Consider the following 14,593-nt stretch of genomic DNA (forward strand, 5'->3'; position numbering starts at 1 on the left):
ATGACTCCCGGAATCAGTTGGTGATCCAGAGAGATTACCCCCGTGCCGCGACAGCTTCCATCGCTGTTTTCAGATCATCCACAAGTGTCTCCGCCATGGAGCGGAACACCATGATCTGCAGGGTCTTTGGCCCAAGCCGCGTGATGGATGCCGCCATATGTTTCAACTCACAGCGAACCGTGTGGCCGCGTTTGAACACAGCTGGCCGCAGATCCACCGGGCAGAGCCGCGCCAGCACCGCATCTCCCTGCGCCCCCTCCAGCCGGACCACCGCCCAGCCGTCACTTTGATCGGTAAGCGCAGCATGGTCTGCCAGCACAGGATCCGGCCGGACGCCGCTCAGCAGGGCCATCTCTCGGCCAAACCAGATAATCCGCGCGCCCGCCTTGGCATGGCTGCGGTTCGGTCCCGGCCAGCGCAGCCCATGCGCCGCCTCCAAGGCAGCCGAAAGCGCGCCCGCCTGCCCAGCATAGGGCGCCAGCGTCTTCCTCTCTTCATCCGGCGCTTCAGTCAGCGACAGCGCCCCGACCTCTAAGGGCAGCAGCCCGGCACAGGGGGTTTTTGCACTCAATTCAACCACGGGCACGCTCCCCTTCCGGATCAAAGAACACTGGCTCCACAATCTCACACAACGTATCCAGACCAGCCGTGTGATCCACCATCCGAATAGGATCACCGATCCTGTCCGGGCTAGCCTTGATCAGCGCCAGACCAATCATACGGCCCAATGTCGGCGAATAGCAGACCGAGGTCACATAGCCCTGATCAGATACCCGCGTGACCGGATCCTCCGGGTCGAACAGATGCGCCCCGGCTGTCAGTTGCTGCACCGCACCGGTGGGTTTGATCCCCACCAGCCGCATGCGGGTCTTGTCGACCAACCCAGCGCGCAATGCCATCTCGCGGCCCACGCAGAGCTTACCGGAGCGCAACATTCCATCAAACCCCAGATCATGTAGCGTCGCCGTGCCATTGATCTCGGCATGGGTCAGAAACCCTTTTTCAATCCGCAGGACATTCAGGGCCTCCAACCCGTAGGCCCCACCGCCCAGCGCCTCGGCCCGGCGCAGCAACTCGCCAAAGAGGCTCTCACCGTAGCGCGCTTAGGCACCGCCAGCTCATAAGCCTCCTCACCCGAGAAGGAGATCCGGAACAGCCGCGCGGTAATCTCACCCAGCGCGATCTCACCACAAGCCATGAACGGCCAGTCCTCAGCCACAAAATCCGCGCCAAGCAGATCCTGCAACAACGCGCGCGCCTTGGGACCGGCGATGGAAAACTGCGCCCATTGCTCGGTCACGGAATTGATCCGCACATCCCAATCGGGGTGCAATGCCTGGGTTACGAACTCCAGATGCGCCATGACTTGCCCGGCCGCAGCGGTGGTTGTGGTCATCACATAGTGGTTCTGCGCCAGACAGGCGGTGGTGCCATCATCCATCACAAACCCATCTTCGCGCAGCATCAGACCGTAGCGCACACGACCCGGTTTCAGCTTGGCAAAGCCATTGGCATAGACATAATCCAGCAGCTGCGCCGCATCCGGTCCCTGAATATCAATCTTGCCGAGGGTGGAGACATCTGCGACCCCCACCGCATTACGCACATACCCGACCTCGCGGTCGCAGGACTGCCGCCAATGGGTCTCGCCAGCTTTTGGGAAGTAGCTGGCCCGATACCAAAGCCCCACCTCCATCATATGGGCGCCCATATCCTCCGCCAGCCGGTGCGAGGTCAGCAGCCGCCGGGGCGCAAAGCCCTGATCTTCGGCCCCCGCCCCCATTACGCCGATCGGCACCGGCACATAAGGTGGGCGGAACGTGGTGGTGCCGGTCTCGGGGATACTGCGCCCCGTAGCCTCCGCCAGAACCGCCAGCGCAACCACGTTTGAGCTTTTGCCCTGATCCGTGGCCATCCCTTGGGTGGTGTAGCGCTTCATATGCTCGACCGAGCGGAAGTTCTCGCGCCCGGCCTGACAGATATCCTTGACCGTGACATCGTTCTGAAAATCAACCCAGGCGCGCCCACGCCCCGGCACCGACCACAGTGGGGAGATGCGATACTCAGCCTGCTCTGCCTCAGGCACCTCTGCCGCAACCGCCCGCTTGCCCAAGGCCTCAAGCGCGCCCGCGCCCGCCTCAGCCCCGTCCTGCAAGGCCGCCGCGGTGGTAAACCGTCCGCGACAGGCCCCCACGGGCTCCAGCCCGGGAACCGCACCATCCTGCGGCACAAAACACGCAAGGTCCCGCCGCCAACGGGGCCGCCCGTTCAGATGGCAGGTCAGATGCAGCGTCGGATTCCAACCACCGGACATCGCCAGACAGTCAGCCTGCAACTTTTCCTCCCCCGAAACCGAACGCAGGGTCAGGCTCTCCAACCGTTGTCGCCCGGAGGCATTGCAGACCTGTGCCCCCCGGATCACCCGGAAATCAGGGCTCAGCGGGGCGTCATGGCGGCTGTCGATCACCGCCGCCACATGCACCCCCGCCGCCACCAGATCCTGTGCCGTGCGGTGCGCGTCATCGTTGTTGGCAAACACGGCCACCCGTTCCCCCGGCGCCACCCCCCAACGATTGAGATAGCTGCGCACGGCCCCGGCCATCATAATCCCTGGTCGGTCATTATTGGCAAAGGCCACAGGCCGCTCCAACGCGCCCGCCGCCTGGATCGCCCGTTTGGCCACCAGCCGCCAGAAACAGGCGCGCGGCGCGGCTCCTGCCTGCTGCGGCGGTGTTTCCAGCGCCCCATAGGTGCCCTGATCATAGACCCCGGTCACGGTGGTGCGGGTCATACGGCGTACATTGTCCAGACTGTCCAGCTCTGCCACCGCATTGGCGACCCACTCTCGCGCAGGCAGACCCGCGATGGTTTCCCGCTCACTCAACAGTCTTCCGCCCGGGGTGCTGTCCTCGTCACACAGGATCACATCCGCACCACCCCGCGCCGCCGTCAGCGCCGCCATCAACCCCGCAGGCCCGGCCCCGATCACCAAGAGATCGCAGAACCCATAAGCCTTCTCGTAGGTCGCATCATCCGGCGCACCAGACAATGCCCCCAGCCCGGCGGCGCGCCGGATGATCGGCTCATAGATCTTTTCCCAGAACGCTGCTCGACCACATGAAGGTCTTGTAGTAGAACCCCGCGCCCAGAAACGGCGCTGCCAGATCGTTCACTGCCATGGCGTCAAACCCAACCGACGGCCAGCAGTTCTGACTACGTGCCGCAAGTCCTTCATACACGGGCAGCGTTGTTGCCCGCAGATTGGGCTCTTGTGCGGCCCCTTCTCCCACGGTGACCAGCGCGTTGGGTTCTTCACTGCCTGCAGTCAAGATGCCGCGTGGGCGGTGATATTTGAACGACCGCCCCACCAGATGAATGTCATTGGCCAGAAGCGCCGCCGCCAGCGGCTCCCCTTCCCGCCCCCTTAAGGCGCGCCCATTGAAGGAAAAGCCAACCTCGCGCGCCTCCGCTGCGCCTTCCCAGCCCGCGATCCGCATCAGCCCTCCTCCCCGGATGTGGCCAACTGGGCCGCGAGCATTTCGTGGCTGGCAGTGTCCCGCCGAACCCGGATCCAGCTGCCGCAGCCCTGCTGATGATACCACCACTCCTCAACCGGGCTTGGCGGGATTGTCCCGCAGATGGACATGCGCATGCCAGACCTCAGGACTGTCGCCCTCTGCGGGAGCCGCAAGCGCAGCCCCGCGGTAATAGAACTCGCGCCGGTCGCGCTCACCACATAGGGGGCAGGTAATCCTCATGGTTGACGCCCTTTCACCTTTCCAAAAATACTCATCCCCGCCTCTGCGGCGGCCACAGGTGTTCGTTCGGGAATGCTGGGGTCAATGCAGATTATGCTGCGCACCGGTCGCCTCCTCATCCATCAGGCCACGGCCCGTTTCAAATCGGTCCAGCCGGAACCCCGCTGCCGCCTCATGGGGGCGGTCCGTCGCGATCAGATGTGCATAGCATTGCCCAGAGGCCGGCGTCGCCTTAAAGCCGCCGTAGCACCAGCCCGCATTGAGATAGAGCCCCTCAATCGATGTCCGGTCGATGATGGGTGAGCCATCCGGTGTCATATCCATGATACCACCCCAGCTGCGCAGCAGCCGCGCCTTGCCGATGGCGGGCAACATCGCCATGCAGGCCTCCATCGTGTGTTCCACCATCGGCAGATTCCCCCGCGCCGCATAAGACGCGTAGAGATCCAGGTAGCTGCCAAAAACCAACCCGCCCTTATCCGACTGGCTGATATACAAATGCCCCTCAGCAAAGGTGAGCACATGATCAATGATCGGCTTCAGCCCCTCTGAGACAAAAGCCTGCAGGACATGGCTCTCAATCGGCAGGGTCAGACCAGCCATGGCCGCAACCTGACTGGACCGCCCGGCGGCGGCCATAGCGACCTTGCCCGCGCGGATCAGACCACGGGAGGTCTCAACCCCGATGACCTTGCCACCCTCAGTCCGAATGCCGGTCACCTCACAGTTCTGCAGGATATCAACACCGCGCTGGTCCGCCCCCCGTGCAAAACCCCAGGCCACCGCATCATGGCGCGCCGTGCCCGCACGGCGCTGCAACAGCGCCCCCTGAATGGGAAAGCGATTGTTGGCATAATTCAGCAGCGGCACCATGTCGCGCAGCTGATCGCGGGACAGGATCTCGGCGTCATCGCCCTGATTGATGATCGCATTCGCCCGCCGCACGGCGCTGTCACGTTGTGCATCATTGTGAAAAACGTTCAAAATCCCGCGCTGCGACATCATCGCGTTGTAATTCAGATCTTGTTCCAGCCCCTCCCACAGCTTCAGGGAATGGGAGTAGAACTCAGAGTTGCCCGGCAGATAATAATTTGCCCGCACGATGGTGGTGTTGCGCCCCACATTGCCACCGCCGATATAGCCGCGCTCCAGCACGGCGATCTTGGTCATGCCGTGATCCTTGGCAAGATAGTAGGCGGTCGCAAGCCCATGGCCCCCGCCCCCGATGATCACCGCATCATACTGCGGTTTCGGATCCGGGTCACGCCAATGGCCCTGCCAGCCCCGGTTGCCTGTCAGCCCTTCACGCAGCACGCGCCAGCCAGAAAATCGCATTCCCGCCCCCTTCTCGTCCCGTCGGGGCCCCCGCCTGCCGCCACGTGTGGTCGGACAGGGTCGCGGACGCCGCCTGAGCGACAGTCTGGCGCGATCTGCGCCCAGATACCAGCCCCACGCGCGCCGCGTCGGACGTCATCTTGACGATATCAGCACCATGTTCAGGACATGTCTGTCTAGTGCCAATGCCGACCTCGCGAAGGAACAAAGGGTCGCAGTTCGGCAAGATCAGGCGTGGGACCGCGTTCTTCCCCCAACCATTGACGGTGATTGCGGCAAAACTGCATCCCGTGAACTGCTCCCGTGATCACCGGGCAAACCGCCGCCAAATCGCAGTCACTTTGCGCCGGTTCATTGAGACCCGGTCCGCCAATAAAAAAGAGGCGGGAAACCCCGCCTCCTGTTAATACAGCTGATGCTGCGGTGCCTCTGCGCCTGTCAGAGCCCCTTGGCGCGGTAGCTCTTGGCAACCTTATCGATGGAGACCAGATAAGCGGCGGTGCGCAAATCGGTGACATCGTTGCGGCCGTGCCAGACCTCCCGCATCGACTGATAGGCCGTGCGCATGGTGTCATCCAGACCCGAGCGCACCAGCTCCAGCTCATCCGCCCCGCGCAGATAACGCTCGGTGAACTTGGGGTTCAGCGTCCAGGTCTTGCCCAGGCTTTCGGACAGAGCTTCCAGCTCATCCACCACCAGCTGGTGACGCGCCTCTTCCTGACGGCGCTGCATCCGGCCAAAACGAATGTGGCTGAGGTTCTTCACCCATTCGAAGTAGGACACCGTCACACCGCCCGCGTTGGCGTACATGTCGGGAATGATCACGGTCCCTTTGTCGCGCAGGATCTCATCCGCGCCCGCAGTGACGGGGCCATTCGCCGCTTCAATGATCAGCCGCGCCTTGATGTTGGCCGCATTGGTGAGGTTGATCACCCCCTCCAGCGCCGCCGGGATCAGGATGTCGCAGTCCTCTTCAAGCAGCAGCGCGCCGTTTTCGACGTACCGCGCATCCGGGTAGCCCGTAACGCCGCCATTGCTGGCGATCCACTGGAACACCGCTTCGATATCAAGACCGTTTTCGTCAATCAGACCGCCATCGCGTTCGATTACGGCGGTGATCTTGGCGCCATCTTCCGACATCAGGAACTTCGCCGCGTGGTAGCCCACATTGCCGAGCCCCTGAACGATGACGCGCTTGCCATCCAGCGACCCGTCCATCTTCGCAGCGGCCACATCCTCCGGGTTGCGGAAGAACTCGCGCAGCGCATATTGCACGCCGCGGCCCGTTGCCTCGACCCGGCCAGCGATACCGCCCGCATTCAGCGGTTTGCCGGTGACACAGGCCTTGGCGTTGATATCGGTGGTGTTCATCCGCGCATATTGGTCGGCAATCCACGCCATTTCACGCTCGCCAGTGCCCATATCCGGGGCCGGAACGTTCTGGGAGGGGTTGATCAGATCGCGTTTGGCCAGCTCATAGGCGAAACGGCGGGTGATCAGCTCCAGCTCATGCTCCTCATACTGGCGCGGATCGATGCACAACCCGCCCTTGGAGCCGCCAAACGGCGCCTCAACCAGCGCGCATTTATAGGTCATCAGCGCCGCCAGCGCCTCAACCTCATCCTGGTTCACGCCCATCGCATAGCGGATGCCGCCCTTCACGGGTTCCATATGTTCGGAATGCACCGAACGATACCCGGTGAAGGTCTGGATCCCCCCCGCAGCCGCACGCCAAAGCGTACAGTATAGGTCGCGTTGCAAACCCTGATCTTCTCTTCCAGGCCCGGTGGCAGGTCCATCAGGGACACCGCCCTGTTGAACATCAGGTCCACACTCTGGCGAAAACTGGGTTCTGTTGCACTGCTCATCGGCTGTACTCCGTGCTTCTGCGTCGACTCAGTGAGATAGTGTCCCGACACTATGACTCTTGGATTAAGAAGGTGCGACCTTTTTGACCATTCCCGCGCAAAAAGAATCAATATTAGGCAAATTGAGGACATGCGGCATTTGACTGAGTCGCCGCGTTTTGCAGGTCGCTTCCGGTTTGTTGACGCACCCCGAACAACCCGCGCATGAGCGCCGCATTACCGTTAAAATCAAGGACAATGCGCGCGATTTGGTCCGGTATACGCCCCAATTCCGCCACCTTCATAAAGCATTAATAAGTGTGAAATTCCATTTCTGATGGCGCTGCGCCGGGGGGTTAAGCGGCTGGGGGTTCGACACATGACTATGCGTTTTGACAAGATATCCATCGCGGCCCGACAGGCCTGCCTGACCGCCTGCATCCGCAGCGGGGCACAGCTGCGCGCCTTCCGGCAGGATGACTCGGGCGTGCTGCTGAAACCCATGGTCGGCTTCTTGCTGTCGATGCTGGCCGTTGGCGGGATCGGCGTTGATCTGATGCGCATGGAACGGGACCGCACCATCCTGCAATATACCCTCGACCGCGCGGTTCTGGCTGCGGCCGATCTTGACCAGCCCCTGCCGCCTGCGGCGGTGGTTCAGGACTACCTCAGCAAGGCGGGGCTTAATAAATACTACACACCTCCGGTGGCTGAAACCGGGCTTGGGTTCAAAAAGGTGCAAAGCACCATCGACACCACATTTGAAACCCACATGCTGAAGTTCTCAAGCGGGCAGGACATGCCGCTCTATGCGACCTCCCGCGCCGAAGAGAGCATCGACGGGCTGGAAATCTCATTGGTGCTGGATGTCTCCGGATCGATGCGCAGCAACAGCCGTCTGGCCAACCTCAAGGTTGCGGCAAAAGACTTCGTCGATACGATGATCGCCAATACCATCGACAACAAGATGTCGATCTCCATCATCCCCTACGCCACACAGGTCAGCCTGCCGACCGAGTTGATGGATCAGTACAACACCACGGATGAGCACGCCTATTCCAACTGTGTGAATTTTGTCGGCAGCCATTTTCAGACCACCGCCCTGTCCACCACCCAGGAACTGGACCGGACGATGCACTTCAGCGTTTGGTCCGGCAGTGACTACCGCGCCAGCGCAAACCCGCTGGACAGCCCGACCTGCGAAGACAGTGCCAACCGTGAAATTCTGCCGTTCCAGAAAGATGCAAACACGCTCAAAGGCTTCATTGACGGCCTTCAGGCAGAAGGCAACACATCAATTGATGTTGGCATGAAATGGGGCACTGCCCTGCTCGACCCAAGTGCGCGTCCCGCCATCAGCGCGCTGGCATCGGGCGGCGGCGCCATGGTGCCCGCAACGTTCAACAATCGCCCTGCGGCCTTCAATGACCACGAAACGGTCAAGGTTATCGTGCTGATGACCGACGGCAAGAATACCAACCAGTACTATGTCGAGTCCGACCACCGCGAAGGATCCTCCGACGTCTGGTACAACTCTGCCGCCACCGGATCGAACCCGCGCTACTCACTCTATGATCCGCAACGCGATAAATACTGGTGGGATCGCATGAACCGCTGGGAGGATCACGCCTACGGTCAGGGCAGCTATCGTAAATGCGGCAGCTACAGCTGCTGGTGGCAGGATGAGCAGGGAGAGCCTGAGAATGTCAAACGCCTGAGCTGGGGCGAACTGTTTGGTGAAACCTCGCTGAAGTATCTCTACAAGTACCTCTATGGCGACTGGATGGGCCAGTCCTCAGCGCGCAGCGTCTGGTACTACGGCGTCTATGACTACTGGAACACCAGCACCAAAAACGCCCGCACCCGCGCGGTCTGCAACGCCGCCAAAAACCAGGGCATCGTTGTCTACACCATCGGTTTTGAGGCGCCCAGCAGCGGCACCGCGGTGCTGAAGGATTGTGCCAGCTCGGATGCCCATCACTTTGATGTGCGCGGGCTTGAGATCCGCGACGCCTTTGCCTCCATCGCGACGTCGATCCGCCAGCTGAGGCTGACGCAATGACCCGCCGGAGCCAACATCAAAAGGCAAATCGGCTGCGCCGCGCGCTGCGCCTGTTTCGCAAGCGCGAGGATGGCAACGCCACAGTGGAATTTGCCATTGTGATCCCGGCCTTTCTGTTTCTGCTGATGAATACGGTGGAACTCGGCATGATCACCATTCAGCAATCCATGCTGGAACGGGCGCTGGATCAGACCGTGCGGGGCCTGCGCCTTTCGACCGGCGTACCAAAGCAACACAATGAGATCCGCGACGAGGTTTGCCGCCGCTCCGGTTTCATCCGCAACTGCGGCACGTCGCTGCGGCTCGAGATGGTACAGGTTGACCCTTATGCCTGGACGCCGGTTGACCCGGTTCCCGATTGCATCAACCGGGTTGAGGACGTGCAGCCCGTGCGCAATTTTGTCACCGGCGATTCCAACGAGTTGATGTTCATCCGCGCCTGTATGGCCATGAAGCCCGTGTTCCCTCATTGGGGTCTGGCTGACGATATGGACAATGACGCCGACGGCCGGATCCGCCTCTATGCAACCTCAGCCTTTGTTCAGGAGCCCCGGTAAGCCATGTTGACCCGTATCCGCACCCTGTTCCGCCGCTACAGACGCGAAACCGATGGCTCGGTCTCGGTTGAGTTTGCCTTCTATATGCCATTGCTGCTCGGCGTCTTTGCAGCAATCTACACCTATTTTGATGCGTTCCGTCAGGAAGGGGTGAATCTAAAAGCCGCATATACGATCTCGGATCTGATCTCGCGCGAAACCTCGACCCTGAATGAGGATTACATCGACAGCATGCACGATCTGGCCAAGCTACTGATCCGCGTCGACTCCTCTATTTCTCTCAGGATCTCGGTGATCCGCTGGGACGAGGATGATAACCGCTACTACGTGGACTGGTCCAAGGTGCGTGGCGGCAAATTCACCGAATGGCAGGACGGCAACATTCAAGAGGTCAAGGATGATCTGCCGACCATGCCGGATCAGGAGCGGGTCATTCTGGTGGAAACCAAGAACGATATTGACCCCGCCTTCAATGTTGGCCTGCCCGATATGGATATCCAGAATTTCGTCTTCACTCGCCCGCGTTTTGCACCGCAGGTGAAATTCGAAGGTCAGGACAGCGGTGGTGGCAGCCACGACGACAATAGCGGCCCCACAGACTAAAGCACTTCGCTTTAGGCCAGCGGCTTAATCAACGAAGGCGCCTCCGGCATCGGTGGCGCCTTTTTCTGTTCGACGATACATATGCCGCCTCAGACCTGCGACTGTCCCGCCTCACGCCGCGCAATCATGATGGCGAGGATTTCTGCCATGGATTTGCTCTGCGCGCCCGGCGTCACACCTCCAATGCCAATCCGGTGCCCCAGTCGCCACCAAAGCCCCGGCCGCCAGCTGCGCGCCCCCTTGGTGGCGGTTCGGATCAGAAAGCCGTTTGATGGTTTGAACGCAAACACCCCGCGATCCACCGCAACAACATCCGCCACCTTGGCAATCACCGCCCCGTCGGAGCTGCGCAGCACCTCGTCGGTCAGTTCAATCCGCAATGCGGTGGCCTGCCACAGACGCATGGCCAGCCATAGGCAGAAGACGCCGATGGCCAGCAGAAAGACCAGCCAATGGGGGGCTGGCGGTGTGGCCAGCGCCACATAGATTGCCAGCGCGCCGACCACGATCAGCATCACCACTGCCAGCACCCGCCGCGGCGCGGAGGCATCAACAGTTGCCAAAATCTCATCCTTCATTTCGCCCGATCCCGCCCTCTGGCCCATCACCTATGTCCTCACCCTGGTCTTCAGCCCCGTCTGCACCTTGGGGCCGATCCCGGCGGATGTAGCCTGATTGCGCCAAGGGGCATAGCCCCCTGTTGTGACGGTGTCCCGGAAAGCGGCTCGCACAGCCCATATATGTGCGTCAGCGCACACGGGAAGTTAACACGCGGGCCTTCCCGACACACTCGCACAGGCTTATCTATGAGGGCATACACAGCAACCGGAGACCCGCCATGTCGATCCGTCCCATCCTGGAAACCCGCCCTGCCACACCGGCGCTGGAAGGCGCAGGCGTCAAACTGCACCGCGCCTTTGGTTTTCACGACCCGAGCGAGCTGGACCCCTTCCTGCTGTTCGACGACTTCCGCAATGACCACCCCGAAGATTTCGAGGCCGGTTTCCCCTGGCACCCACACCGGGGAATCGAGACCATCACCTATGTGCTGGACGGGACCGTTCACCATGGCGACTCATTGGGCAATAACGGCACCTTGGGCGCGGGAGATGTCCAGTGGATGACCGCAGGGTCAGGCATCCTGCACCAGGAAATGCCGAAAGGAAACGCTAAGGGCCAGATGCACGGTTTCCAGCTCTGGGGCAACCTGCCCGCCAGCCAGAAAATGACCGCGCCGCGCTATCAGGACATCACCGCCAAGGATATTCCCGAGGTGATTGATGACGACGGCACCCGGGTGAAGGTCATTGTTGGTGACTTCTGGGGCAAACGCGGTCCCGTCGATGGCATCGCTGCTGACCCGCAATATCTGGATGTCTCCGTCCCGCCCGGCGTGAAGAAGACCTTCCGCATCGACACCTACCGGCGCGCCTTTGCCTATGTCTTTGCCGGTCAGGGCGCCTTTGTCGATGCTGCAACGCCGCAGGGCGTGCTGCTGGAAAAAGAGGTCGCGGGCGAGGAGCTGCACATCCGCGACATGTCCGGCGATCGTACGCTGGTCCGGTTTGGCAGCGGTGAAGAAATCACCGTACAGGCTGGCCCGGAGGGCGTCCGCTTCCTGCTGATCTCAGGCGCCCCGATTGAGGAGCCCGTAGCCTGGCATGGCCCAATTGTCATGAACACACAGGATGAGCTGCGGCAGGCCTTCAGGGATCTGCGCAATGGTCAGTTCATCCGACCAGCCCATTAGATCCGCCCCAGACGACATGTCGGTGCCGCGTTGCTGCGCGGCGCCGATCCTTAATTGTACGGATTCAGGCGGGCCGGGTTCAGCCACGTACAGATTTCTGCACCATATCCCAGTAAATCGCCTCGACCTCGTCCAGCGACAGACGTCCGCCGCTGCGATACCAGGTCATTACACCGTTCAGCATCGCGATCACCGCCAGAGTCGCGATTTTGGTGTCGGGGATATGAAACACGCCCAGCCGCACCCCGTCCTTCAGGATTGTTTCCAGCGCATTCTCATATTCGCGACGCAGGGACTCGATCGCGGTGAAATTGTCTTCCGACAGGTTCCGCAGCTCCATATAAGCGATGAAAACCGCATCCGGCCGCTCCAGATGGAAGCGAATGTGAAACCGGGTAAAGGCCTCAAGCCGCGCCAGAACATGATCCTCGGCACCGCCAGACGGCACCGTCTGATCCGGGGCCCGCAGATCCTGCCAGGCCTGCAACAGCTCGGTCATATGACCTTCCATCAGACTGAACAACAGGCTCTGCTTGTCAGGGGTGTAGTTATAAAGCGCCCCGGCCTGCACCCCGACCTCGGATGCGATCTGGCGCATGGAGACCGCCGCATAGCCATGCTGGGCAAACAGCTTCAGCGCCGCAGCACGGATGCGCGGACCGGTGATATCGGAATGTGAACCTTGGGTACGTGCCATCTCTCGATTTTATATGAACATTCGTTCAGATAAAAGCCCCGCTTGTGCCTTTTCACCAATATGTGCATCAAGGGAATAGTGAACAAGGATGGTTTTAATGCAATCGCCCGCACAGCCCAAAAACCGACCCCCGATGCCCATCATCTGTGCAACTCCGGCATCGGCGCCCGTCCGCCGGTATTCTCGGCTGTTTCCCCTGCTCGCCGCAGCTGCACTCATCTCTGCCTGTGCCCGCGTGCCGGAGCTGGAAGACCGACTCACCCCCGATCTGCGCGGCGCCGACTACCCTGCCCTTGTGCCCTTGGAAGATGCACTTCAGCCCAGCACCCCCGCAGCGGAGGAGAGCAAAGCGCTGGAAGACACGCTGGATGCCCGCGCCGCCCGCTTGCAGGCCCGCGCTGATCGGCTGCGCGCCGCGCAACCCTGACGCGGGACACGCCGCTTGGCAGCCCCGGCAGCCCCCGCAGCCATGAGCAAAGCCGCCTGATATCACAGCAACACAGGCCCTGCCCTGGGATTTGTCCGCCGCTTACCGCCGCCGCCGTTGCACCGCTGCGCCGAACCCGCTAAGGCGGGGAGACGTCTTTCGGAAATAAAGGATCCCCAGCTATGACAGAGCCGCTTCGCCTTGGTATTGCAGGTTTGGGCACGGTTGGCACCGGCGTGATCAAGATCATCCGCCGTCAGGCAGCCATGCTGGAGGCCCGCACCGGACGCCAGATCCAGATCACAGCGGTCTCCGCCCGGGACGCGGGCAAGGACCGTGGCGTGCCGCTTGGCGATTATGCTTGGGAAACCGACCCTGTGGCGCTGGCCACCCGCGACGATGTCGATGTCTTTGTGGAGCTGATGGGCGGCCATGAAGGCGCCGCCAAGGCCGCGACCGAGGCCGCGCTGGAGGCAGGCAAAGACGTTGTCACCGCCAATAAGGCGTTGCTTGCGATCCACGGTCAGGCGCTGGCTGAACAGGCCGAGGCCGCAGGCCGCGTGATCCGCTTTGAAGCGGCTGTCGCGGGCGGCATCCCGGTGATCAAATCCCTGACCGAAGGTCTGGCAGGCAATGAAATCACCCGCGTCATGGGCGTGATGAACGGCACCTGCAACTATATTCTGACCCAGATGGAAGCCACCGGCCAGGGCTACAACGCCCTGTTTGAGGAATGTGGCCGCCTTGGCTATCTTGAGGCTGATCCCAATCTGGATGTGGGCGGCATCGACGCCGGACACAAGCTGGCGATCCTCTCCGCCATCGCCTTTGGCACCAAGCCTGCCTTTGACGATGTGCAGCTGGAAGGCATCCAGCGCATCAGCCTGGACGACATCCGCCACGCCGCCGATATGGGCTACCGGATCAAGCTTCTGGGCGTCGCACAGCGCACCGGGCGTGGGCTGGAACAGCGCATGTCGCCCTGTCTGGTACCTGCAAACTCGCCGCTCGGCCAGCTCGAAGGCGGCACCAATATGGTGGTGATCGAAGGCGACGCGGTCGAACAGATCGTCCTGCGCGGCCCCGGTGCCGGCGAAGGCCCAACCGCCAGCGCCGTCCTTGGTGACATCTGCGATCTGGCCCGCGGCAGCCGTCTGGCCACCTTCGGGCAGCCTGCGACCTCTTTGGAGAATGCCCCTGCAGCCCAGACCAGCCTTGCCGCGCCGCATTATCTGCGCCTCGCCCTGCTGGACAAACCCGGCGCATTGGCAAAGGTGGCCGCTGCGCTTGGCAATGCGGGGATCTCCATCGACCGGATGCGCCAATACGGCCACTCCGAGCCGACCGCGCCCGTGCTGATCGTGACACATAAATGCACCTCCAGCACCCTGCAGACGGCACTGGAAGATCTGGCCAAGACCGATGTTGTGGCCAGTGAGCCTGTTGCGCTGCGCATCGAAGAGGTCTGAGCGCCATCAGATATAAAAACACCGGTATCGGCGCCAATTGCGACGGCCCGTTACCGCCAACCGCCCTTGCCCGCGCTGCCAGATGCAG

10 protein-coding genes and 3 pseudogenes are annotated in these 14,593 nt (G+C 61.6%); 6 read left to right on the top strand and 7 right to left on the bottom strand.

Translation table 11 applies throughout. The features are described from left to right. Window positions 1-34: 34 nt before the first annotated feature. From L0Z65_RS09220 to L0Z65_RS09240, 5 genes and pseudogenes are all read right to left on the bottom strand, one after another. A complete protein-coding gene (locus tag L0Z65_RS09220; protein WP_405106993.1) occupies window positions 35-580 on the bottom strand; it encodes a sarcosine oxidase subunit gamma in 546 nt (181 codons plus the stop codon). Beyond that, a pseudogene (locus L0Z65_RS09225) lies at window positions 573-3,497 on the bottom strand (sarcosine oxidase subunit alpha family protein). Before L0Z65_RS09225 ends, L0Z65_RS09220 begins: the two are co-directional and overlap by 8 nt. Then, window positions 3,497-3,758: pseudogene (locus L0Z65_RS09230) on the bottom strand (sarcosine oxidase subunit delta). Before L0Z65_RS09230 ends, L0Z65_RS09225 begins: the two co-directional pseudogenes overlap by 1 nt. 81 nt (window positions 3,759-3,839) lie before the next feature. Further along, window positions 3,840-5,093, bottom strand: coding sequence for a sarcosine oxidase subunit beta family protein (locus L0Z65_RS09235; protein WP_405106996.1), 1,254 nt, complete (start codon window positions 5,091-5,093; stop codon window positions 3,840-3,842). Window positions 5,094-5,531: 438 nt separating this feature from the next. Further along, window positions 5,532-6,961, bottom strand: a pseudogene (locus L0Z65_RS09240) (Glu/Leu/Phe/Val dehydrogenase). 358 nt (window positions 6,962-7,319) lie between these two features. On the opposite strand from L0Z65_RS09240, the gene L0Z65_RS09245 reads away from it, so the two are divergent. Genes L0Z65_RS09245 through L0Z65_RS09255 form a run of 3 tightly spaced genes read left to right on the top strand, consistent with a single transcriptional unit; the run spans window position 7,320 to window position 10,162 of the window. Next, window positions 7,320-9,002, top strand: a complete 1,683-nt coding sequence (locus tag L0Z65_RS09245; protein ID WP_118069927.1) for a pilus assembly protein TadG-related protein — start codon at window positions 7,320-7,322, stop codon at window positions 9,000-9,002. Then, window positions 8,999-9,559 (top strand): TadE/TadG family type IV pilus assembly protein, encoded by a 561-nt coding sequence (locus tag L0Z65_RS09250; RefSeq protein WP_405107000.1) that lies wholly within the window; start codon window positions 8,999-9,001, stop codon window positions 9,557-9,559. The genes L0Z65_RS09245 and L0Z65_RS09250 overlap by 4 nt, the downstream gene beginning before the upstream one ends. A 3-nt stretch (window positions 9,560-9,562) precedes the next feature. Further along, on the top strand, window positions 9,563-10,162 hold the full coding sequence (locus tag L0Z65_RS09255; RefSeq protein WP_040173673.1) for a TadE/TadG family type IV pilus assembly protein: 600 nt from the start codon (window positions 9,563-9,565) through the stop codon (window positions 10,160-10,162). Between the two features lie 89 nt (window positions 10,163-10,251). On the opposite strand, the gene L0Z65_RS09260 is transcribed toward L0Z65_RS09255, so the two are convergent. Next, the gene (locus L0Z65_RS09260; protein WP_405107004.1) at window positions 10,252-10,767 is read right to left on the bottom strand and encodes a hypothetical protein; all 516 of its coding nucleotides are present in this window, start codon (window positions 10,765-10,767) and stop codon (window positions 10,252-10,254) included. A gap of 233 nt (window positions 10,768-11,000) precedes the next feature. On the opposite strand from L0Z65_RS09260, the gene L0Z65_RS09265 reads away from it, so the two are divergent. Continuing rightward, window positions 11,001-11,912: a pirin family protein gene (locus tag L0Z65_RS09265; RefSeq protein ID WP_405107007.1), complete on the top strand. Its 912-nt coding sequence runs from the start codon at window positions 11,001-11,003 to the stop codon at window positions 11,910-11,912. Window positions 11,913-11,991: 79 nt separating this feature from the next. Here the strand turns inward: L0Z65_RS09265 and L0Z65_RS09270 are convergent, their stop codons facing one another. Continuing rightward, window positions 11,992-12,609, bottom strand: a complete 618-nt coding sequence (locus L0Z65_RS09270) for a TetR/AcrR family transcriptional regulator (RefSeq protein WP_040180889.1) — start codon at window positions 12,607-12,609, stop codon at window positions 11,992-11,994. A 97-nt stretch (window positions 12,610-12,706) separates the two neighbouring features. Here L0Z65_RS09270 and L0Z65_RS09275 point away from each other — a divergent pair, with 97 nt between their 5' ends. Both L0Z65_RS09275 and L0Z65_RS09280 read left to right on the top strand, forming a co-directional pair. After that, window positions 12,707-13,036: a hypothetical protein gene (locus tag L0Z65_RS09275; RefSeq protein ID WP_405107010.1), complete on the top strand. Its 330-nt coding sequence runs from the start codon at window positions 12,707-12,709 to the stop codon at window positions 13,034-13,036. A gap of 182 nt (window positions 13,037-13,218) precedes the next feature. Then, entirely contained in the window at window positions 13,219-14,505 is a 1,287-nt protein-coding gene (locus L0Z65_RS09280; RefSeq protein ID WP_040180893.1) for a homoserine dehydrogenase, read from the top strand. Window positions 14,506-14,593 lie beyond the last annotated feature (88 nt).

Origin of the sequence: Phaeobacter sp. BS52 (assembly GCF_045040595.1) — a bacterium.
In the GTDB taxonomy this organism is placed as follows: Bacteria; Pseudomonadota; Alphaproteobacteria; order Rhodobacterales; family Rhodobacteraceae; genus Phaeobacter; species Phaeobacter piscinae.